Genomic DNA, 21753 nt, shown 5'->3' with positions numbered 1-21753 from the left:
CTCTCGGCTTCGCTCGAGCGGGGGGACCCCCATCGCGTCGACGCCCTCCTCCGCCTTGCAGCTCGACGCACCAGACCCCGCTCACCTGCGCCGACGAGGCACCACTGCTTCCCTCCGACTTGATCCGCCGGACAGGCCCTAGGCCGGGCTACCGCTCCGCCGCCAGAGCCGCGGCGAAATCCGCCAGCCGTGTGAAGTCGCCCTCGCGCAGGCCCAGCCGGGGACTGACGAAATGGAGCAGGGCGGGCGTGGGATGGCGAGCGGCCACGTACGCGTAGTCGGCCGGGCTCAGCTCGTCGTCCACCCAGGCGAAGGGGCGGCCCCGCGCGTATGCCACGATCCGCTCCGTCTTCCAGTGCACCCCGTCGGGCCGGTCGGCGAACAGGGCGCCCGTGAAGTCGACGTACGGCAGCTCGGGGAGGCCGATGACGGGGGCGATATGGACGTTCGCGGCGTCCATCCAGGTGCTGGCCCAGCACAGGTCGTAGCCGAGGTCGAGGAGGGCCCGGCCATGGTCGGGGTGGAGCCAGACGCGCAGGGGCCTGCCGGGGTCCACGGTCACCCGGATCGTCGTGTAGCCCTCGGGCCGACGCTCCGGTTGGGCCGCGTACGGGTTGAGGGGGCCGTCGACGTCGAGGAACAGCAGCGGTCGGCTCACGAGGCCACCGTAAGCGAGGCCGGGCGGCGAGACCGGGAAAATTGTTTCCGGGCCGGGGCATAGCGGCAGGTGGGCGCGCGCGTCACAGGGGGCACAGGGGCGGGTCACCCGGGCCGCCGGGGAAGAGAAGGTGACGATGGATGCCGAAGCGCAGGACAGTTTCCGCGAGTTCGTGGCGAACCGGTCGTCCGCGCTGCTGAAGACCGCGGTGCTGCTGAGCGGCGGCGACCGGTATGCCGCCGAGGACCTGCTGCAGAACGCGCTGATCAAGGCGGCGGGCCGCTGGCACCGCATCGACGAGCCCGAGGCCTACGTACGGCAGATCCTCTACCGGCAGCAGGTCAGCCTCTGGCGGCTGAAGTGGCCGAGACGCGAACGGAGCGTCGCCGAACCGCCGGAGACCGGTACGGACGCGGACACCTCGTCCGCCGCCGAGCTGCGCCTGCTGATGCGTGGCGCGCTGTCCCGGCTCACCGCACGCCAGCGCACCGTACTCGTTCTGCGCTACTTCGAAGACCTGCCCGAGGCCGACGTGGCCCGGCTGCTGGGCTGCTCGGTGGGCACCGTACGGTCCACCACCCACCGCTCCCTCGCCCGGCTGCGCACCCTCGCGCCCGAACTCGCCGCCCTCGGGCCGGCCGAGGCCGAGCAGCCGCAGCCGTCCCGTGACTACTCGCCCGTGGAGGTGCGTTCGTGAACGTCGAGGAACTCATGCGTGACTCGCTCCGGGAGCAGGCCGCCGAACAGGCCCCGGCGGGACCGGGCTTCGCCGACCGGGTGCTCACCGCCCGGCGGCGCCGCCGTACCCGCACGCTCGCGTCCGTCGCCGCGGCCACCGCCGCCGTGGTCGCCATCGCCGTCGCCGTGCCGCTGCTGGACTCCGGCAAGGACGACGTGCGGCCCGCGGGGGTGACGCAGCAGGGCGGGATCAGCGCCGACCCCGACCGGTCCCAGCCGCGCGACATGATCGCGGCCGGACGGCAGGTGCTCGCCGCGTACTACACGGCGAAGGCCGTGCCGCAGACGAAGGACACGTCGACCTTCCAGCGGACGTACTGGCTGCTCGACCCCAAGACCGGCAAGTACAAGAAGGACACCCGCTGGTCCTACGTCGCCGTCGCACCCGGCCTCAAGACCGCCGCTGTGCTGGAACGAACCCTGCCCGCCCAGCGGATCGGGCTGCTCGACCTCGCGACGGGGGAGGTCGAGCGGTGGATCCCGGCCGGGCGGGGGGTCGGCGCGCTCGCGTTCTCGAGTGACGGGCGCCGGCTGGTCGCGACGACGTACGACGAGGATCCCGATGGGCTTGTTCCGGTCGAGAACGGCGACACCGGTGCGATGTCGTGGATGGCGCCGTACGGGTCGAGCCGGACCGGTTTCTTCGTCCTCGACCTGGCCGGCAACAGCGGTTACGCCTGGTGGAGGGTGGCGAACGACCGCCATGTCATTGGCCGCGCGGACTTCGCCTTCACCCGCGACGGCAAGCACCTGTTCGCAAGGGTCACCGGGGAGAAGGACGGCATGGAGCGCTTCTACGACCTGTCGGGCAAGGAGGTCGACCCGCCCGCGGAGGAGAAGTACCTGCGGTGGGACGTTCCCGCGCGGCTGTCCCCGGACGGCAGGCTGGCCGCCCTCGGCCTGATTCACGAGGTCGACGCCGGCAAGACGTACTCCGCCAAGTCGTACTCCTCGATCCGCGATCCCCGTACGGGCAAGAAGATCACCATGGTCCGCGGCGGTCATCTGCTCGCCTGGGCCGACAACAAGCGGCTCATCGCCTGGGAGCGGACCACCGCGTTCGACGAGCAGCCGTTCCGGGACCGGCTCGTGCTGGTCACGATCGGCAGCGACAAGGTTGTGCCGCTGAGTGGCAGCCGTGCCCAGAACCTCGAAGAGCCGGCGTGGGAGCCGGTCTTCGCCGAGCGCTGATCAGCCGGCCGTGAACTCCTCGTACGCCGCCCGCAGCTCGTCGACCGCCTCGCGGCCGGCGGGCCGCAGCGGTGCGCGGACCGGGCCCGCGGGCAGGCCCAGTTCGGCCAGGAGCCCCTTGGCGGTGACGGTGCCGGGCAGGCCCGCCGACATCATCAACTCGATGAGCGGTGTGGCCCGTTGCTGGAGGCGGGCGGACACGGGGGTGTCGCCCGCCTCGAACGCATCCAGGATCGCCCGGAGTTGAGCCGGGACCACGTTCGCGACCGTGCTGACGTAACCGGCGGCGCCCACCGCGTACAGCGCGAGAATGTGCTCGTCGCAGCCCGCGTAGTACGCCAAGTCCGTGCGGGAGAGGACCTTCTGGGTGCCGAGGAAGTCATAGGAGCAGTCCTTGACCGCCACGATCCTGGGGTGCTCGGCGAGCCGGATCATGGTCTCCGGCTCGATGCGCGTGCCGGTGCGGCCCGGGATGTCGTACAGCGCGAGCGGCAGCCCGCAGGCGTTCGCGATCTCCCGGAAGTGTGCCTCGACCGCGTCCTGCGGGGGCCTGCTGTAGTACGGCGTGACGACCAACAGGCCGTCCGCGCCCGCCTTTTCGGCCTCCAGGGCCAGTTCGACGGTGTGCCGTGTGTCGGCGGTGCCGACGCCCGCGACGATCCGGGTCCGGTCGCCGACCGCCTCGCGGACGGCGCGCACGAGGGCGGACTTCTCGGCGTCCGTCGTGGTCGGCGACTCGCCCGTCGTTCCGGACAGCACCAGCCCGTCGCAGCCCTCGGACACCAGTCGGTCGGCGAGCCGCTGCGCGCCGTCGAGGTCCAGCGCGCCCTCCTCGGTGAACGGCGTGATCATCGCGCAGAGGGCGCGGCCGAAGGGCGGGGTACCGGTGTCTGAGGTCGTCATACGAGTAGTGTCGACACCCTCACTGTGAAGCTCCACTTAATTCTTCTACGAGGTTAAGGGTAGGGACGCTACGAGGTGGGGCCTGCGGAGGCCCTGGTGCCAAGAGGGCCCCTCATGCGTCACCATGGCGAGGACGGTAGTCGTCGGCAGATCGCGGGAGGCGTCATGAGGCTGGGCAAGGCACTCGCCACCGGAGTCGCGGAAGAGCAGGCTCACGCGCACGAAGAGGATCTCCAGCTTCCTGAGGAAGTTGAGGAGTGGGAAGCGTCCGTGCCCGAAGAGGTCCCGGTCGCCCGATGAGGCTGCGGCTCCCCGAGGAACGCCCGACGGAGCCGCCGACCGGATACAAGATCGCCCACCCGGTGCTGTCCCAGGACGGCACCCGGGCCGGGTTCACCGGCGTTTCGCTGGGCGGCGCGCAGCCGTACGGAGTGCTGGACGAGGCCCGCTGTGTCTACGGGCTGCGGCACCGGGTGCCGCACCGCCGCTGCGACTGCGGCTTCCACTGCGTGCACGAGCGTGCCACGGCGGAGGCGATGCTGTGCACCGCCGAGTACCGGGCGGCCGCCCTCCTGGAGGTCTCCGTCCTCGGCGCCTACATCCGTTTCGAGCAGGGCTTCCGGTACGCCCGCCAGCGCGTGCGGAGCGCGACGCTCGGCCCGTGCGAGTGCGGCGCCGTCGCCGCCGCACTCGCGGACGCGGGCTGGGGGCGGCCCGGCTGGCGCGGCCTGGCGGCGGCCTGCGCGGGATGCGTACGCGGTCGTACGTCCTTGTCGCTCGCTTCCTTCGCGCGGCTGGCGGGGGAGGGGCTGCGAGCCCGTGCCGGGAGCGGTGTCGTGATCCCGCCGGTCGACCTCGGAGTGTCCGAACTGATCGCCGAGGCAGCCCTGTTGCAGGCCCGGCTCGACTGGTTCCAGACCCGGTTGGCACGCCTGGACGGGCAAGGGGGGCCGGGGTAGCGGGGTCGGATTCGCCGTCCGTCCGTGGACGCATGGTCGAGGTCGGAGGGCGGCCGGTACGCGCGGTGCGTGCCGTGCCGGCCGACGAAGACCGCCATGAGCCGTCGTACCGCACCCCGAACCCGCCGATCCCCGTACGCAGGCAGGCGAAGAGCCCGGCCCCCCGGACGACGGGGCCGGGCTCTTCGCGTCACAGGGCTACGGCCTGAACCGCAGCACCTGCGGGTCGTGGTCGCTGATCTGGTCGGAGAACTCCGAGTTGATGTGCACGCTGTCGTAGTCGAAGTCGCAGTCGCAGTCCTCGCGAATCGACGGGCTGATCAGGATCTGGTCGAGAACCTGGCTGTTGCCCTGGTAGTCGTACGTGTACCGCTCGCTCTTCGGCAGCGACTTGATCGCCGGCCACAGCTCGCCGTCACCTTCGAGGATCTTGGCGGTACCCGAGAACTCGAAGTCGTTGATGTCGCCGAGCGTGATGACGTCGGCGTTCTTCTGCGTCTTCAGGATGTCGTCGACGAAGGAGTTGATCGCCGTCGCCTGCAGGTGACGCTGGGTCTCCGAGCTGCGCGACGGGGGCTGGTACTGCGCCGTCAGTCCCTGGTCGCCGCCCTTCGAGTTGAGGTGGTTGGCGATCACGAAGACCGTCTTGCCGCGGAAGACGAACTCGCCGGCCAGCGGCTTGCGGCTGTTGGCCCACGCGGTGTTCGCCGGGTCGATCCGGCCCGGCGAGGCCGTCAGCGCCGCCTTGCCGCGCACCTTGGTGACACCGACGGCCGTCGTCGCGTCGCCGCCCGCGCGGTCGGTGAACGAGACCCGCTCAGGGTTGAAGAGGAAGACCTGACGGATGTTGCCGCCGGGCTCGCCGCCGTCGGCGTTGTCGACCGGGTCGATGGAACGCCAGTCGTACGTCGGGCCGCCCGCGGCCACGATCGCGTCGATCAGCTCCTGCACCGTCTGGTCGGCGGCGACCGTGCCGTTGTTCGTCGCGCCGTTGTTGTCCTGGATCTCCTCCAGGGACAGGATGTCGGGCGACTGAAGGTTGCTCACGATCGCGGACGCGTGGGCGGCGAACGTGGCGTCGCCCGGGTCCAGGTTCTCGACGTTGTACGTCGCCACGGCCAGCTCGCCGCGCGCCTGCTTGCGGGTCGTCTCGCGCTCCAGACCGCCCTTCTCCAGGGTGCCGATCTGGTTCGCGACGAGCGTGTAGCCGCCGAACTGGTTGTAGTCCAGCGGGCCGGCCGTGGTGCCCTTGAGCTCGTCACCGACGTTCGCGGTCGGGAAGTCCGCGACCGCGCCGAGGGACTGGATCTGCAGCCGGCCGGTGTTCTGCGAGGTGTACGAGCCGTACACCGTGCCGCCGCGGCGGTTGGTGTTCTCGTGCGGCTTCACCGTGACCCACAGCTCGGTGTACGGATCGGTGGCGCCGACCACGCGGGTGTCGGCGACCTGGACGTTCATGCCCTCCAGGGACTCGTAGTAGTCCAGCGCGTACTTCTTCGGCTCCAGGGTGAGACCGTTGATCGAGCCGCTCGCGGCGGTGTCACCGGCCGGGGTGTAGGTGCTCGGCACGGAACGGCTGTTGACGACGGTGGCCGCGGGGACCGTGTTGCCGGACGACAGCACCGTCACCGTCGGCCTGACGATCTCCGTCAGCGCCTGGTTGCCGCTGGAGGCGCCGCCCGGCACATACTCCGAGACCGTTCCGGAGACGGTGACCGAGTCACCGACGGCGACCTTCGGCGCGGAGCTGGTGAAGACGAAGACGCCCTCACTGGTGGCCGGGTTGTCGTCCGGGGCGAGATCCTGGATCCAGAAGCCCCTGGACGATCCGTAGGTGCGCACGCCCGTGACGATGCCCGCCACGTCCGTGACCGCCTGGCCCGCGAGCGGGGACGTCCGGGTGGTGCCCTGGATGTCATGAATGTGGACGGTGTCCGCGTGGGCGGGTGTGGTGAGCACCACGGCGGAGACGGTGGAACAGACCGCGGCTACGGTCAGCGCGCCGATGCGCGCGGTTCTCTTGCTCGGCAAGGGAATCCCTCCGGGGACTTACATGAGCGCCGGGACGAGGGTGGAGCAGTGGGGGGAGCGTGACCTGTGTGCGGGCCGGTGACGCGCGTAGAGGCTGAGGGGCGCGTGCCGATTCGACTTCTACGCGCGTCAATCTCGTGCGTGGGCAGGGGAGTTGTCAAGGTTTCAGAGACGTACAGAACCTGGCAGGGACATGAACCGGGCGGCATGGGTGGAAATCCGTCTAGGCTGAGTCGCCGACGCGGTTTTCCGGGGCGGCGTCCGGATCTTCGGGTCCGGGAGCGGTCTTCGGGCATGTGCTTGTTGCGTTTGCTGTTTTTGCTTTTTTTTGTCGCGTTTGTTCGGAGGAGAACCCAGCCGATGTCAGACAGCTCCCCCTTTCCGCCGGTGCGGCTGCACTCCGAAGCGGAGCTGGCGCGGGACGCGCTCGCCACGCCGCTGCTGTCCCGCGCCGCGCGACTGGCCCGCTGGGCCGGCCCGGACACACGGGTCGGACCGGGGGGCGAACTCGTCGAGGAACAGCTGGCCGGGGCGGCTCTCGAACTCGGGCTCACGGGCGACGACGCGGCGGCCTTCGCCAGTGAGGCCTGGCTGGTGGCCGTCGACACCCGGCTCGTCGAGATCGTGGACGAGGAGGAGGGCACGGTCGCCGCGGGCCCGGACCTCGCGCTGCTCACCTCCGGAGGGCCGCAGGACGTCCTCGGGGTGTGGCTCAGCGCGCTGGAGACGGTGCTGGCCGATGCGAGCGTGCCCGATCTCGATGATCTCGTCGGTGCGATGGGCGAGGGTGGGACGGTCGACGGCGGGATGGATGAGGAGATCGACTTCTCCTTGCTGGACTGGGACCCCGAGGCCGAGGCCGAGTTCCTCGACGGAGTGCTCGGCAACCTGTATCTGCTGACGGTGAGCGAGGGCGGGGCGGGTGAAGGGCCGGTGCCGCTGCCCGCCCTGGCCGCGTCGATGATCGTGCCCGATGACATGGCGGAGCCCACGAACGACGTCCTCGAGCAGGTGTCGGACGCGATGATGCGGCTCGACGATCAGTTCCGGCTGCTGGAGCCCGTCGGCCTCGTCGACTTCCAGCCGGTCGACGAGGCGTTGATGGCGGACACCGACGAGGAGCCCGCGGCTTCCCCCGACGACATGGACGTGTCGCGGTACGGGATGGTACGGCTGACACCGCTCGGCCGGTACGGGCTGCGGGCACGGCTGCTGGAAGCCGGCCTGGCCGCTCCCGCGGTGGGAGATCTGGCGGACAAGGGCGCGGACGCGCTGCTGGACCGCACCTTCACCTTCCCGCCGACCGCGGCACGGGCCGAGACGGAGGAGTGGCTCGCCCGGCGTGAACCGCTCGCCGCGGCACGGGAGTTGCTCGCAGCGGCCCGTGGTGGCGACGCCGGGGCGCCGCTTCGGCGCCTCAGTTGTCAGCAGGCGCTCAACCTCGTCGGCACGGAGGCCGAGCCCGCGCTCCGCGACGTCCTCGACGACGCCGAGCTGGGCGGACTCGCCCGAGTCTGGCTCTCCGAACACGGTGTGGCCGACGTGCCCCCGCCGTCCGAGGCGATGGTCTTCTGGCTCACCATCGACACGCTCGCCGCACAGCTCGCCGCCGAGGGCAACTCCGAGGAGTTGCAGGGGCTCGTGGAGGGCCTGGCCCAGCAGCACAGCGGTTTCTTCGCCAGGGCGTGGCGGGTCGACCACCCGGCCACACCGGACGTCCTCGAGGCGATGGGGCGACTGCATCCCGACAAGAAGGTCGCCAAGGAGGCCCGTAAGGCGGCGTTCAAGGCGCGCTCGCAGCAAGGAGGGTGAATCCGGGGCCGGGCCCGGGCATCAGGTGCGGGGTCAGGGCCGGGGTCGGGGCTGGATCCGGAGGAGGGGTAGGGGGCGCCGACGTGACCGCGAACGGCGGAGCTTCGGTGCCGTCGTGGCGGATTCATGGAACGCTGTCTCCCGAAGTCGGCCGACGTTCAACTCTCGTTCAGACGCGGGCGAGAGCGTGTGGCCGCAACGCCGTCCGCCACCCTCCACGGTCATCCTCCACCGTCACGGGAGACATGCATGTCGCTCACCCGCAGGGACTTCGCCAGTCGAACCGCGCTCACCGGTGCCGGTGTCGCCCTGGCCGGAAGTGTCGGCGCCCTGGCCACCGCCCCGAACGCCCTCGCCTCCACCGACACCGAGAGCGTGGGCGACGAGTCGGCGGACCGGCACGGCGGGGTCGGCTACGGACCGCTGATCCCCGACCCGAAGGGCCTGCTCGCGCTGCCCGCCGGATTCTCGTACCGCGTCATCACCTACAGCGGCAAGACCAAGCTGGAGTCCGGCGAGATCACGCCGTCCAACCACGACGGCACGGCCACCTTCGACGGCCCGCGCGGCGCGACGCTGCTCGTCAACAACCACGAGCTCAGCGGCGCCCGCTCCAAGTGGCCCTACCCCGTGCCGCTCACCGAGGGCCTCGTCTACGACCCCGCCGCGTCCGGCGGCTGCACGGTCGTCGAGGTGCGCCACGGCCACGTCGCGGAATGGGTCGGCATCGCGGGCACGTCGACCAATTGCGCGGGCGGCAGTACCCCTTGGGACACCTGGCTGACCTGCGAGGAGACCGAGGACAAGGCCGGCCAGAACGGTATGACCAAGGACCACGGCTACGTCTTCGAGGTCGACCCCAAGGACCGCCGCGCCAACAGGAACCCCAAGCCCATCAAGGCGTTGGGCCGGTACGCCCACGAGGCCGTCGTCATCGACCCCAAGCGCGGCCGCGCCTACCTCACCGAGGACGCTTCGGGCCCGAACGGGCTGCTGTACCGCTGGACCCCGCCGCAGGGCTTCGAGCACGGCCATGGTCAGCTCGACACCCTCGCCGACGACGCGGGCGCGCTGCAGGCCTTCAAGTGCTTCGACTCCGGCGGCAAGTTCGTCGACGACCTCTCCCGGGCCACCAAGATCGGCACGGTGTACGGCGTCGACTGGGTGGACGTCCCCGACCGGGACGCCAAGACCACGCCGGTGCGCAAGCAGTTCGCCGACGGTGAGGTCACCCGCGCCCGCAAGCTCGAGGGTATGTGGTGGGGCGACGGCGGCACGTACATCGTCTCCTCGTTCGCCCGGACGGAGAGCCCCGGGCAGGCGCACGACGGTGCCGTCTGGTTCTACGACCCCAAGCGCCGCACCCTGACGCTGAAGGTCCTGATCGGCGTGAACCCCGACCCGTCCGTCGACGGCCCCTACGACGGCCCCGACAACATCACCGTCTCCCCGTACGGCGGTCTCGTCATCGCCGAGGACGGCGAGGGCATCCAGCACCTGTTCGGCGCCACCGACAGCGGCCGCACGTACCCGATCGCCCGCAACGAACTGAACATCGGCACCGAAGCGGAGCCGGAGTACAGCGAGTTCACCGGCGTCACCTTCTCGCCCGACGGAAAAACCCTCTTCGCCAACATCCAGGTGCCGGGCATCATGCTCGCGATCACCGGGCCTTGGAAGCGCCAGCGGCGATAGGGCCAGTCGCTCGAACGAGTGAGCGTGTGCGATCCCCCGTACAGTCACCGGTGCTGGACGTAGCGTTCACGCATGTCCAAGTTGTGTGAACTGTGCGGCACTCCGGTGAAGGGGCAGCGCACCTCTTGCCGCAGTCGTTGCAGCCTTCTGGGAACCGCGTGCCGCGAGCAGATTGCGAAGCACCGGGCGGTCGTCAGGACGCCCTGTGGTGCCGAGCGGCTCGCGGCCGCGGGAATACCTTCGGAGACAGTCGTCGGTCGGCTGCGTCAGCAGACCGGCAAGGGCGCACGGGAATGCCTCGCCGAGGGAACTCAGGTGTGGCTCTCGGACGGCACCATGGCACCGATCGAGCGTGTCGTCGCCGAGAGGCTGTCGGTGCTTGCGTACGACAGGCAGTGAGACCTTCGCGAAGCGAAGCCTGGACGTCCGTACCCGCCACGAGACAGCGCAGTCGGCAACCTGTTTTCCACCCGCCCGGTTCGCTGGATCGACAACGGTGCGCAGCCCGTGTTCGCCGTACGACTCGCCTCAGGACGTGTGATCGAGGCGACGGCCAACCACCGGTGGGCCGTTCGAAGCCGCGAGGGCTCACGTCGTCCGGCCTGGAAGACGACTGCCGACCTGATGCCGGGGCATGCCGTGCCCGCGCCGCTCACCGCAGGCTTCTTCGGAACCCTCGGTGCTGAATGGGACGGTTGGTTCGTCGGATCGATGCTCGGGGATGGCAACATGACCGGTCGCACGCCGACGTGGGTTGGCCACGACGACGGAACACTTCAACAGATCCGTGACTACGTCGCCAAGTATGGATGCAAGGCCAACGTGGACGACAACGGCACTTGGCTGAGGGTTCGCCTGACCGATCCTGCCTGGCACCAAAATGCGCTACGTGACCTGTTGATCGAGCACCAGGTGTGGGGTCTCAAAGGCGAAGCGAAGCGAATCGCCAATCGTCCGTACAGCCGCGAGTTCATCTGTGGCCTCGTCTCAGGACTGATCGACAGCGATGGATCCGTAGGAGCACGTGAAGTGGAATTCGCCAACATCTCAGAGCCCCTCGTCCGTCAACTCGGTGACATGCTGCTGCGGCTCGGGGTGCAGAGCAGTATCAGCAGCAAGAAGAACAATCACAGTGAGATGCTGCTGTGGCGGCTGCGGGTAGCGGACGGCCGTTCTGTGGTTCGGATGAGCGAACTGGTGGATCTCCGGGCCGACCACAAGGCAGCAGCACTCCACGCCCTGTCCGTGCAGGGGCGGGCATCCCGGCGATCTGGGATCGGACACCGCGGGTATGCGGACTCCATTGTGTGGGACCGTGTCATCTCCATTGCCTCGGCGGGGATGAAGAACACGTACTGCGTCGAGGTTCGGCCATCTCACCTATGGGTCGTGAATGGTGTGGTGACCGGCAGCTGTATGAGTCTTTTCAGGGGGCAAGTCGATGGCAGGGATGGTCGATCTGGTGGCGCGGGGTGAGATCGGGCGCGACCCGAACGTGCTCTACGCCCATCTCGGCGGCCAGCCCGCGCTGAACGCCTACAGTGCGCTTTTCTGATCCCGCTGCTGCCCCAGCGGCCGGCGCCCGGTGATGATCAGTGTGCGGGCAGCGCCGACTGCCCGCAACCATAATCGGGGACTGTCTCCGGTTGGACTCGATAAGATGCGGAGAGCGTCCCCGGTCGGCAAGGAGTATCTGAATGACGCGGGCCAAGCCGATGCGGGCGGATGCGCGGCGGAACTATGAGCGGCTGCTCAAGGAGGCGGCGGTCGCCTTCGCCGAGCACGGGGAGGGCGCGTCCCTGGACGACATCGCCAAACGCGCCGGGGTGGGCTCCGGGACGCTGTACCGGCACTTTCCCACCCGGCAGGCGCTGTTGGAGGCCGTGTACGTCGACAGCATCGAGGCGATCGCCGCTCGCGCGGACGAGATCGCGGCGGAGTTGCCACCCGGCGAGGCGCTGGTGGAGTGGCTGAACGAACTCAGCGAGGGAATGATCCAGGTCCGCGGGCTGAAGGCGCTGCTGGGGTCGGCCGTCGCGGACGGCAGCTCCGCCGTACTGACCGCGTGCGGGATCTCGATGAAGGGGGCGGCTACGCGGTTGGTCGAGGCGGCTCAGCGGGAGGGGACGCTGCGGGCGGACGTGGAGCCGATCGAGGTGCTGCGGCTGGCACACGGAGTGGCGACCGCGTCGGAGCTGGCGAACGGCGAGGGGAAGTACATCCGCCGATACCTGTCACTGCTGACCGAGGGGTTGCGTCCGTAGGTCTCCAGTCCTCCAGGTCTCCAGTCCTCCAGTCCTACAGGCCTCCAGTCCTACAGGCCGCCAGTCCTGGACTGGGGCGGCAGACCACCCCAGAGATCAGCGGCGCTGTCGGCGGCCACCGCCGGAGGGGCCGAAGGCGGCCCCAGGGGTTCATGAAGGACCCGCACGGAGGGCGGAAGCGTCTCCGCGGTGGATGTCGGAACCTCGAAGAAGATGGTGCTGAGATGAGGGAAGACGCTCAGCCATTCCCAGGTGCAGTCCATCTCGACCTCCACCCACAGGTCGCGGAGGCTGCTGGAGACGCACGCACGCTGGAACTCCTCCGGTATGAACGGGCCCGAGATCTTGATCTGGGACCGGCCCCCGAAGCGGCGCAGCGCCCGCAGCTCCGCGGGGTTGGATACCGGGAAGTACAGATACGCGTCGTCCAGATGCGCGACGACCTCCTCGCCGTAGCGGTCGCAGTCGAACCGGCTCCAGACCCGGGCCAGTTCGGCCCGTACCCGGATGTCGCGCAGCTCCCGGTAGGCGGCCAGTACGGGAATCGCCGCGTCGGTCGCGATGCGTGTCGCGGTCAGCACAGTGAAGTAGGCCTCGTCCGCGGAGAGTTCCCGCGGCCCGGGAAGCAGGTCCAGCACGACCGGGCCGACATCGGCCAGCGCGCGGGCGTGCTCCGCCGACTGGGGCGGAATCAAGGCCGCCGCCCGCCGCTGCACCTCGGTTCTCACCTCGGGGTCCAGCTCCGTCGCATGCTCCAGGCAGGCGGCGGCCAGCAGGTGGAGGCGGCGGCCCTCCCGCTCCGAGGCGTCGCCGCGCTCCACGAGCCCGGTGAGCAGCCGCGTACGTTCCATCGTTCGGGCATGGGCCACGGACATCCGGATGACGTCCTCCCACTGGTCGAGATGGGCGTGCGCGATGAGGAAGTCGAAGTCGAGGCCCTCCACTGCCGCCTTGGCGCCCAGATAGTCCTGGAACGTCCGGTGGATGAAATCCATCGACCCCTTGGCCGGCTCGCGCAGCAGGCCGCTGCGCACCAGCAGATGGCGGTAGATCTCCTCCGCCGTGCCCTGCTCGGCGATCTGCGGCATCGCGGGCAGGGCGTGCGCCAGGAGCTCGATCGCGTCGGCCCGGCCCATCTCCGAACGGCCGTTGCGGATCATCCAGTACGCGAGCTTCTGGATCAGCTGGACGTGATGGGCCTCGCCGATGCGCAGGGTGCCCGGCTTGTAGATGCCCCGCTCCCGGTCACGCCGGGACAGCAGCATGGAGAGAGCCGCGTCGTAGATCTCCTTGCGGCCGTCGGGGAGATGGCCGCGCCGGTCCTGGTGGAGCGCGCAGATCAGCGCACACATCAGAGGGTTGGTGGCGAGCCGCCCCAGATCCTGCTTCGCCCGAACCGCCTGCAACAGATCCTGCGCGTACTGGTCGCCGATGCCGGCGGCCTTGTGCCACCGCTTGACGAACTCGGCCACGTTGTCCCGGCTCATCGGGGCCAGGTCCAGCTCCGCGAAGTCGTCACCGACCAGCCAGTCCTCCCGTACGGCGGACGGTCGTGACGTGACCAGCCACCGATTGCTGGGATAGGAGCAGACCAGATCCTGCAACCAGTGGCGAGCTTCCTGGCGTTCGCTCTCCGGGATCTCGTCGATGCCGTCGACCAGTACGAGCCCGCGCCCCGACCGCAGCACCCGGTCGAACCATCCCGTCGGCTGAAGCCCCGCGATAGGACAGCCCACTTCGGCCAGGAACTCGTCCGGGGTGGGAAGCTTCGCCGCGCCGCCCCGGGTCAGTGTGCGCAGCGGCAGGACGAAGGGGACGAGTCCGTAGAGGTACAGCAGCCGTTCGTCGAGCGCCTTCTGCGCGGTGGACACCGCCAGCCACTGCACCAGCGTCGTCTTCCCGGAACCGGCCACCCCGCGCAGCAGCACACGGTTGCGCCCCGCCAGCACCTGATCGGCCGGGAGAAGCAGGGGGTTCGAGGTGTCGCCCACCGCGTCCAGGCTCAGATACGCGGCGTCAAGGGGCCAGGTGCCCGGGGACTCGGACAGATCGAGCCCGAAGATGGTCAGCTTGCCGTGCTTGGACGCGATGTACCGGGCGTAGCGTTCCTCGAACGGGGCGTCCGCCGGCGAGGGCGTCCGCGCGATCAGGGTGTCGATCTTTTTCGACAGCTCCTCGATCCGGCGGCTCTGCTCCACCAGTGTGCGGGCGACAAAGGTCGACCTCTGGGTGAAGAAGTGCACGATGTGCAGACAGGCCGTGTCGAGCACGCTCACGTAGAGATGGACCGCGTCGCTGGACAGGCCGAGCGTGGCCGACCGGCTCTGCGCCCGCAGGTGCTGCGCCAGCGCCATGTGGCCGAGTTGGACGGCCTGCACGTCGTCCATGTCGATGCTGTCCATGGAGCGGAGCGAATCGGCGACCGCGTGCGCCACGGCGCGCAGTTCGTACGACGGGAGGCGTTCCTCCATGCCCGTCGACTGGGCGGCGCGGGTGACCAGCTCCTTGGCAATCTTGTGCAGATCGAGTTCGGACAGGACGCGCTTCTCGCCCGTGAACGAGACGAGACTCGAGACGCGCACGGGCTTTTCGACCAGCCCCGCTCCGGGGCCCTCGGTCACGAACAGCTTCCTGATCAGCGGTGCGACCACGCTCGACGCGAGCCGAGCGCCAATGGCAGCGGGATCCATCTGCCCCCTGTCGGTGCGTGCGGACGGCGGCCACCTGGGTGTGGCCCGGGCCCGGGTGCTCGGACTGAAGCAGAGTAGGGCAAAGGGGGGTGTCGCGGAGGGGGGAACGGCGCGGGGCATCGCGGAACATGAAGCACGGCGGTGGTGACCTCGAGTGCCCACCGCCGTCAGGCTCTTGTACGCCTTTTCGCGCTCCCTTACGCCGTTACGTGAGCCCCGGGAGTCTTACGGGCAGGACTCTCCGAACTTGGCCGCGGTGAACGTGACCGGTTGCCCGTTCAGTGCCGTACCGGCCGCAGGTGTCTGCGTGCATACCTGCCAGTTGCTTTCGACGAGCACCCAACGGTCGTCGCCGGACGCGTCGTTGACGGTGATCGACGTGCCGGAGTCGAGCGCGGCCCTGGCCGCCTTGACCGACTTCCCCGCGAAGTCGGGCATCTTGCCGCCCGCGGCTGACGGTTGTGCCTCGTCCTTCGCGGGGCACGTCTCTTCGAGCTTCACCGCGCCGAAGTCGAGTGTCGTGTCCGTGGGCACGGACGTACCCGCCTTCACGTTCTGGCTGCACACCTTCCAGTTCCGGTCGAACGCCTGCATCCGGTCCCGGCCCAGCGAGTCGTGCGACTTGAGCGAAAAGAAGCCCTCGCCCTGGGCGGTGTCCTGCGCGGACTGCAGTCCCATGCCGACGAACGACGGCACCTTCTTCGTCTTCGTCTTCGTCTCCGTCTCCTTTTTCGTCTGAGTCGAGGCGGGCTTGTCGTCCGTCGTGGCCGACGCCTTGGGCGCTGCGACTGTCGCCGAACTGCCGGTGCTGGTAGCGCTGGTGCTCGTAGCGCCGGTCTCCGGGTTACAGCCGACCAGGACGCCGGTGGCCGCGCAGAGCAGGACGGCACTGATGATGCGGGTACGCATGATTTCCCCCGAGTGGTGCAGGTACAGGCGGATTATGGTAGGCCACTTGTGAAGACGAAGTGATCACTATGAGGCTTACGCGGCCTCGACCCACTCGGCGCGCAGCCGCTCATACTCCGCCCGGTCCTCCGGCTGCAGCCACCCGCCACAGCGCAGCATCAACGCGCGGATCTGCTCATTCACTATCTCTGCAGACCGCACGGAACCAGAGACCTCGGGATCGGGGGACATACGAACAGGCTAGGGGGCGGCACTGACATCGCTGCCTGTTGTGTGACTGGGAGACTGGATTCGCCGCCCAGCCCCTCGATCGACACGCTGTCGACATGTCGGCCGAGGGACAGAAGCGGCGGATACTGCTCATCCGATACGTACCTGAATGGGGGCTTTCTAGAGCGCCTGGGCCGCCGGCTTCACCATGCCGCGGACCGTGCGGGACTTGACGAAGTCGCCCAACGCGGTCATCTCCCACTCGCCGGAGAACTGCTTGATCAGCTTGGCCATCATGACGCCGGTCTGGGGTTCGGCGCTGGTGAGGTCGAAGCGGACCAGTTCCTCGCCGGTGGCGGCGTCGAGGAGGCGGCAGTAGGCCTTGGCGACCTCGGTGAACTTCTGGCCGGAGAAGGAGTTGACCGTGAAGACCAGGCCGGTGACGTCCTGGGGGAGGCGGCCGAGGTCCACGACGATCACCTCGTCGTCGCCTCCGCCCTCGCCGGTGAGGTTGTCGCCGGAGTGCTTGATCGCGCCGTTCACGATGGAGAGCTTGCCGAAGTAGCAGCTGTCGATGTGGTTGCGCTGCGGGCCGTAGGCGATGACCGAGGCGTCCAGGTCGATGTCCTTGCCGCGGTACGCCGGCTCCCAGCCGAGGCCCATCTTGACCTGCGAGAGCAGCGGGCGGCCGCCCTTGACCAGGGACACGGTCTGGTTCTTCTGGAGGCTCACCCGGCCCTTGTCGAGGTTGATCTTCCCGGAGGGCGGGGCGGGGGGTGCCGGGGGAGCCGCCGGGGCCGGGGGCGCGGCGACGCGCGGGTCCATCGACGGGGCCGGCGGTGCCACCGGGGTCTGCATCGGGGGCGCCGGCGGGGCGGCCGGCGCCGGCTCCTCCACTGTGACGCCGAAATCCGTGGCGATGCCCGCCAGGCCGTTCGCGTACCCCTGGCCGACCGCGCGGGCCTTCCACGCGCCGTTGCGCAGGTAGACCTCCACGATCACCAGGGCCGTCTCCGTGCCCAGCTGCGGAGGGGTGAAGGAGGCCAGGACGGAGTTGTCGTCCGCGTTGCGGATCGTGGCCGTGGGTTCGATGCCCTGGAAGGTCTGGCCCGCCGCGTCCGGGCTGGCGGTGACGACGATCTTCTCGATGCCCGGGGGGACCGCGGTGGTGTCGACCGTGATCGCGTCCGGGGCCGTGCCGCCGCCCGAGCGGTACGTCACGCCCGGGCCGGCCGGCTGGTTGTAGAAGATGAAGTCGTCGTCGGAGCGCACCTTGCCGTCGGCGGTGAGCAGCAGGCCCGATACGTCGAGCCGCACCGGGGCGGCGACGTCCACCGTCACGCGGGTGACGGGGAGAGGGATGTTCGAGCCAGGGGTCATAGCTGTCATGCCTGAGGTAACGACCGGGAGCGCTTTACCGTTCCCTTACCAAGGATCATTTGGCTCGCAAGGCCTACGGCACCACCACGATCTTCCTGCCGACCCCGGACGCAAACTGGTCCAGTGCCTGGGGATAGCTGGTCAGGGGGATGCGGTCGCTGATGAAGACGTCCGGATCGAGGACGCCCCCGGCGAAGAGTTCAGCCGCGCGTTCGAAGCTGTGCAGGACCGCCATGGAGCCGGTGATGGTGATCTCCTGGTTGTAGATGCGGTACGGGTCGATCGTCACGCGCGTCGCGTAGTCGGCCACCCCGAACTGCAGGAACGTCCCCGCCTTCGCCACCCGGTCCAGGCCGTCCTGGATCGCCGCCGCGTTGCCCGTCGCGTCGACGACCAGATCCCAGCCCTGCGGCCGGTCCAGTTCGTCGGGGTTCGCGGCGGCCGCGGAGACACCGAGGCCGCGGGCCGTCTCCAGCCGGGCCGGGTTCACGTCCACGACGTCCACGCTCGCGGCACCCGTCCGCTTGGCCAGCTCCAGCATCATCAGGCCCATCGTCCCGGAGCCGTAGATCAGGACGTGGGCGCCCAGGCGGGACTGCAGGAGGTCGTAGCCCCGGACCGCGCACGACAGCGGCTCCACCAGCGCCGCGTCCTGGGTGCGGACGTGCTCGGGCAGCCGTACGCAGTTGGCCACCGGAGCCACCGCGTACTGGGCCGCTCCGCCCGCCGTTGTCACACCGATCGCGGCCCAGCGCTCGCAGAGGTTGTTGTGGCCCGTACGGCAGTACCGGCACTCGTAGCAGTAGAGGGAGGGGTCCACCGCCACTCGGTCGCCGACCGAGACTTCCGTGACCTGGGTGCCCACCCCGACCACCTCGCCCGCGAACTCGTGCCCCGGCACGATCGGCAGCTTGGGGGCGAACTCGCCCTGGAGGATGTGCAGGTCCGTGCCGCACAGGCCGCAGGCCGCGACCTCGACGACGACCTCGCGGGGGCCTGGCGTCGGGTCCGGGACCTCGGTGACGACGGCGCGGCCCACGGACTCGATGACGGCGGCCTTCATTTCACGGCTCCCAGTGACAGGCCCTGGACCAGTTTGTCCTGGGCGGCGAACCCCGCGGCGAGTACCGGCAGGGAGATGACGAGCGACGCGGCGCACACCTTGGCCAGGAACAGGCCCTGGCTGGTGATGAAGCCGGTGAGGAAGACGGGGGCTGTCTCGGCCACCACGCCGGTGAGGACTCGGGCGAACAGCAGTTCGTTCCAGCTGAAGATGAAGCAGATGAGGGCTGTCGCGGCGATGCCGGGGAGGGCTATCGGGGCCACTACGCGGGCCAGGATCGTCGGCAGCCTCGCGCCGTCTATCTGCGCCGCCTCGATCACCGCCACCGGGACCTCGGCGAGGAAGGACTGCATCATCCACACCGCGATCGGCAGGTTCATGGAGGTGTAGAGGATGACCAGCAGCCAGATGTTGTCCAGCATCCCGGTGTTCTTCGCGAAGAGGTAGATCGGCAGGAGGCCCGCCACCACCGGCAGCATCTTCGTCGACAGGAAGAAGAACAGGACGTCCGTCCACTTCTTCACCGGGCGGATGGAGAGCGCGTACGCCGCCGGGAAGGCTAGGAGCAGGACGCAGAGCGTGGAGACCGCCGACGCCACCGTGGAGTTGAGCAGCGCCGGCCATGGGCTCGCGCCGCCGCCCGTGCCGAAGAACTCGCGGTAGCCGTCGAGGGTGAGGGCGGCGCCGAAGGAGGGCGGGTTGGTCGCCGCGTCCTCCTCCGAGTGGAAGGACGTCAGGGCCATCCAGGCGATGGGCAGGAAGAACAGGATGCCGAGCAGCCAGGCGGCCAGGCCCAGACCCGCTCCGCGGCCGCGGGTGCGGCGGGGACGTACACGTACAGCGGTGGCACTCATGCGCGGGACACCTCCTCGCGGAACAGGGACGACACCACACGCAGCGCGAACGTCGCGATGATGATCGAACCGATGACGACCAGGACGCCCGCGGCCGAGGCGAGGCCGTTCTCGTGGGCCTGGTAGAAGCTCTGGTAGACGGTGTAGGGGAGGTTGGCGGTGCCGAGGCCGCCGGACGTGATCGTGAAGACCGCGTCGAAGTTCTGCACGATGTAGATCGAGCCGAGCAGGGCGCCGAGTTCGAGGTAGCGGCGCAGGTGGGGGAGCGTGAGGTGGCGGAAGATCTGCCAGTCGCTCGCGCCGTCCACCCGGGCCGCCTCGATCTGCTGCTGGTCACGGCTCTGCAGGCCCGCCAGCAGGATCAGCATCATGAACGGCGTCCACTGCCAGACGAGCGATGCCTCGACCGCGAGCAGCGGGGTGTTGGAGATCCAGTCCGGCTGTGGGCCGCCCACATAGTGCAACAACCCATTGAGCAGGCCGTATTCAGGGTTGTAGAGCACATGTTTCCAGAGCAGGGCCGCGGCGACCGGGACCACCAGGAAGGGGGCGATCAGGAGGGTGCGGACGATGCCGCGGCCGCGGAATTTGCGGTCCAGGAGCAGGGCCAGGACCAGGCCGAGGACCAGGCTGGCCAGGACCACGGCCACCGTCAGCAGGACCGTCGTCCACACCGAGTGGCGCAGGTCCGCGTCGGTCAGGACCTCCGAGTAGTTGGCGAAGCCCGTGAAGCGACGGGCGTCCGGGTACAGGGAGTTCCAGTCGAAGAAGGAGATCACCAGCGTGGCCACGAACGGGAGTTGGGTCACGGCGATCATGAAGATCAGGGCCGGGAGGAGCGGGGCACGGGTGGCCCAGGCGCGCAGTCGGCCGGAGGGGGGCTTCTGGGCGCGTACGGATGGTGCGGCCAGTGGGGCTGTCGTCGTGGCGGTCATCGTCCCTCGTACTCCTCGGAGATCTCCTCGGCCAGCTGCTGGGACTTCTTCAGGGCCGACTCGACGGACTGGCGTCCGGCGATGGCCGCGCTGATCTCCTGGGAGACCTTGGTGCCGAGGTCGGTGAACTCGGGGATGCCGACGAACTGGATGCCGGGCGCGGGGCGCGGCTGCACCCCCGGGTCGGTGGGCCGGGCGCCCTCGATGGCGTCCTTCGTCATCTCCTGGAAGGCGGCGGCCTCCTTGACGTACGCGGGGTTCGTGTAGGTCGAGGCGCGCTTGCCGGCCGGGACGTCGGACCAGCCGATCTCGTCGCCGACCAGCTGCTCGTACTGCTTGCCGGACGCCCAGGAGACGAACTTCCAGGCCTTGTCGGGATTGCGGGACGCGTCCTGGATGCCCCAGGCCCAGGTGTAGAGCCAGCCGGCGGATTCGGTCTTCTCGACGGGCGCCGGTACGTAGCCGATCTTGCCCTTGACCGGGGAGTTGGCCGACTCCAGTGAACCGGCGGCGGAGGTGGCGTCGTACCACATGGCCGTCTTGCCCTGGGTCATGTTGTTGAGGCACTCGGCGAAGCCGGACTGGGCCGCGCCGGACTCACCGTGCTCGCGGACCAGGTCCACGTAGAACTTGGTCGCCGCCTCCCACTCGGGGGAGTCGAGCCGGGCCTTCCAGTCCTTGTCGAACCAGGTGCCGCCGAAGGTGTTCACGACCGTGGTGAGCGGCGCCATGACCTCGCCCCAGCCGGGCAGGCCGCGCAGACAGATGCCCTTCATGCCCGACTCGGCGCCGTCGGCCTCGGCGGCGAGGTCGGCCACCTGCGTCCAGGTCGGGTGCTCGGGCATGGTGAGGCCCTTCTCCTCGAACACGTCCTTGCGGTACATCAGGAAGGACGACTCGCCGTAGAAGGGCTGGCCGTAGAGCTTGTCGTCGTCGCCGGTGAGGGACTGGCGCATCGGTGTGAGGATGTCCTGTTCGTCGTACGCGCTGTCCTGGGCGACGTACGAGTCCATCTCGTGCAGCCAGCCGTTGCGGGCGTAGATCGGTATCTCGTAGTTGGAGAGGGTGGCGACGTCGTACTGGCCGGCCTGGTTGGCGAAGTCCTGGCTGATCTTGTCGCGGACGTCGTTCTCGGGCAGGACGGTGAAGTTCACCTTGATGCCGGTCTCTTTGGTGAAGTGGGCTTTGGTGAGTTTCTGCAGCTCCACCATCTGCGGGTTGTTCACCATGAGGACGTTGATGGAGTTGCCGCCGGAACCGGACCCGCCCGCTCCGACCCAACAGCCGGAGAGCAGCGGGGCGAGCAGCGTCCCTGCGGCGGCCATGGCGAGCGTGGCTCGCGGCCTCCGTCGGCTCTGGGTTCGCATGGATCGCTCCTGGACGTATCGGTATATATGGGGTGGGTGTGGGTGATGTGATGCCGATGTAGTGGGTCGGTTGGGTTTTCAGACTCGGATCGGA

19 protein-coding genes and 1 pseudogene are annotated in these 21753 nt (G+C 69.2%); 10 read left to right on the top strand and 10 right to left on the bottom strand.

Features of this window, described 5'->3' with window-relative positions; translation table 11 throughout:
• Positions 1-148: 148 nt before the first annotated feature.
• Positions 149-658 (bottom strand): hypothetical protein, encoded by a 510-nt coding sequence (locus AB0D57_RS22975; protein WP_362075882.1) that lies wholly within the window; start codon positions 656-658, stop codon positions 149-151.
• Between the two features lie 136 nt (positions 659-794).
• Here AB0D57_RS22975 and AB0D57_RS22970 point away from each other — a divergent pair, with 136 nt between their 5' ends.
• A complete protein-coding gene (locus tag AB0D57_RS22970; protein ID WP_362075879.1) occupies positions 795-1355 on the top strand; it encodes a SigE family RNA polymerase sigma factor in 561 nt (186 codons plus the stop codon).
• Positions 1352-2587, top strand: a complete 1236-nt coding sequence (locus AB0D57_RS22965) for a WD40 repeat domain-containing protein (RefSeq protein WP_362075876.1) — start codon at positions 1352-1354, stop codon at positions 2585-2587. The genes AB0D57_RS22970 and AB0D57_RS22965 overlap by 4 nt, the downstream gene beginning before the upstream one ends.
• Here AB0D57_RS22965 and dapA read toward each other — a convergent pair whose 3' ends face one another.
• A complete protein-coding gene (gene dapA / locus AB0D57_RS22960; protein ID WP_362075873.1) occupies positions 2588-3490 on the bottom strand; it encodes a 4-hydroxy-tetrahydrodipicolinate synthase in 903 nt (300 codons plus the stop codon).
• Positions 3491-3655: 165 nt separating this feature from the next.
• On the opposite strand from dapA, the gene AB0D57_RS22955 reads away from it, so the two are divergent.
• Positions 3656-3790 carry a hypothetical protein gene (locus AB0D57_RS22955; protein ID WP_362075870.1) on the top strand — a complete coding sequence of 45 codons (135 nt, stop codon included), beginning with the start codon at positions 3656-3658 and terminating at the stop codon, positions 3788-3790.
• Positions 3787-4449, top strand: coding sequence for a hypothetical protein (locus AB0D57_RS22950; protein ID WP_362075867.1), 663 nt, complete (start codon positions 3787-3789; stop codon positions 4447-4449). Before AB0D57_RS22955 ends, AB0D57_RS22950 begins: the two co-directional genes overlap by 4 nt.
• Before the next feature lie 198 nt (positions 4450-4647).
• Here the strand turns inward: AB0D57_RS22950 and AB0D57_RS22945 are convergent, their stop codons facing one another.
• Positions 4648-6480 (bottom strand): endonuclease/exonuclease/phosphatase, encoded by a 1833-nt coding sequence (locus AB0D57_RS22945; RefSeq protein ID WP_362075864.1) that lies wholly within the window; start codon positions 6478-6480, stop codon positions 4648-4650.
• A 360-nt stretch (positions 6481-6840) separates the two neighbouring features.
• Here AB0D57_RS22945 and AB0D57_RS22940 point away from each other — a divergent pair, with 360 nt between their 5' ends.
• From AB0D57_RS22940 to AB0D57_RS22915, 6 genes and pseudogenes are all read left to right on the top strand, one after another.
• Entirely contained in the window at positions 6841-8292 is a 1452-nt protein-coding gene (locus AB0D57_RS22940) for a hypothetical protein (protein ID WP_362075861.1), read from the top strand.
• Positions 8293-8541: 249 nt separating this feature from the next.
• On the top strand, positions 8542-9987 hold the full coding sequence (locus tag AB0D57_RS22935) for an alkaline phosphatase PhoX (protein ID WP_362075858.1): 1446 nt from the start codon (positions 8542-8544) through the stop codon (positions 9985-9987).
• A gap of 72 nt (positions 9988-10059) precedes the next feature.
• The gene (locus AB0D57_RS22930) at positions 10060-10386 is read left to right on the top strand and encodes a hypothetical protein (RefSeq protein WP_362075855.1); all 327 of its coding nucleotides are present in this window, start codon (positions 10060-10062) and stop codon (positions 10384-10386) included.
• 225 nt (positions 10387-10611) lie between these two features.
• A complete protein-coding gene (locus AB0D57_RS22925) occupies positions 10612-11463 on the top strand; it encodes an LAGLIDADG family homing endonuclease (protein WP_362075888.1) in 852 nt (283 codons plus the stop codon).
• Positions 11408-11542, top strand: a pseudogene (locus AB0D57_RS22920) (aminocyclopropane-1-carboxylate deaminase/D-cysteine desulfhydrase family protein); the annotation flags it as partial. The gene AB0D57_RS22925 and the pseudogene AB0D57_RS22920, both read left to right, overlap by 56 nt.
• Before the next feature lie 142 nt (positions 11543-11684).
• Positions 11685-12251, top strand: coding sequence for a helix-turn-helix domain-containing protein (locus AB0D57_RS22915; RefSeq protein WP_362075852.1), 567 nt, complete (start codon positions 11685-11687; stop codon positions 12249-12251).
• 50 nt (positions 12252-12301) lie between these two features.
• On the opposite strand, the gene AB0D57_RS22910 is transcribed toward AB0D57_RS22915, so the two are convergent.
• From AB0D57_RS22910 to AB0D57_RS22880, 7 genes are all read right to left on the bottom strand, one after another.
• Complete coding sequence (locus tag AB0D57_RS22910; protein ID WP_362075849.1) at positions 12302-14872, bottom strand: NACHT domain-containing protein; 2571 nt, start codon at positions 14870-14872, stop codon at positions 12302-12304.
• A 294-nt stretch (positions 14873-15166) separates the two neighbouring features.
• Positions 15167-15850, bottom strand: a complete 684-nt coding sequence (locus tag AB0D57_RS22905) for a PASTA domain-containing protein (RefSeq protein ID WP_362075846.1) — start codon at positions 15848-15850, stop codon at positions 15167-15169.
• A gap of 390 nt (positions 15851-16240) precedes the next feature.
• The gene (locus AB0D57_RS22900) at positions 16241-17440 is read right to left on the bottom strand and encodes a TerD family protein (RefSeq protein ID WP_362075843.1); all 1200 of its coding nucleotides are present in this window, start codon (positions 17438-17440) and stop codon (positions 16241-16243) included.
• Positions 17441-17513: 73 nt separating this feature from the next.
• Complete coding sequence (locus tag AB0D57_RS22895) at positions 17514-18503, bottom strand: zinc-dependent alcohol dehydrogenase family protein (protein ID WP_362075840.1); 990 nt, start codon at positions 18501-18503, stop codon at positions 17514-17516.
• A complete protein-coding gene (locus tag AB0D57_RS22890) occupies positions 18500-19357 on the bottom strand; it encodes a carbohydrate ABC transporter permease (protein WP_362075837.1) in 858 nt (285 codons plus the stop codon). The genes AB0D57_RS22895 and AB0D57_RS22890 overlap by 4 nt, the downstream gene beginning before the upstream one ends.
• Positions 19354-20292 carry a sugar ABC transporter permease gene (locus tag AB0D57_RS22885; protein ID WP_362075834.1) on the bottom strand — a complete coding sequence of 313 codons (939 nt, stop codon included), beginning with the start codon at positions 20290-20292 and terminating at the stop codon, positions 19354-19356. The genes AB0D57_RS22890 and AB0D57_RS22885 overlap by 4 nt, the downstream gene beginning before the upstream one ends.
• Positions 20289-21659, bottom strand: a complete 1371-nt coding sequence (locus AB0D57_RS22880; RefSeq protein WP_362075831.1) for a sugar ABC transporter substrate-binding protein — start codon at positions 21657-21659, stop codon at positions 20289-20291. Before AB0D57_RS22880 ends, AB0D57_RS22885 begins: the two co-directional genes overlap by 4 nt.
• Between the last annotated feature and the right edge of the window lie 94 nt (positions 21660-21753).

Source organism: Streptomyces sp. NPDC048275, assembly GCF_040652275.1.
GTDB lineage: Bacteria > Actinomycetota > Actinomycetes > Streptomycetales > Streptomycetaceae > Streptomyces.
The sequence above is the reverse complement of the archived record's forward strand: the minus strand, read 5'-3'. Positions and strand labels throughout refer to the sequence as shown.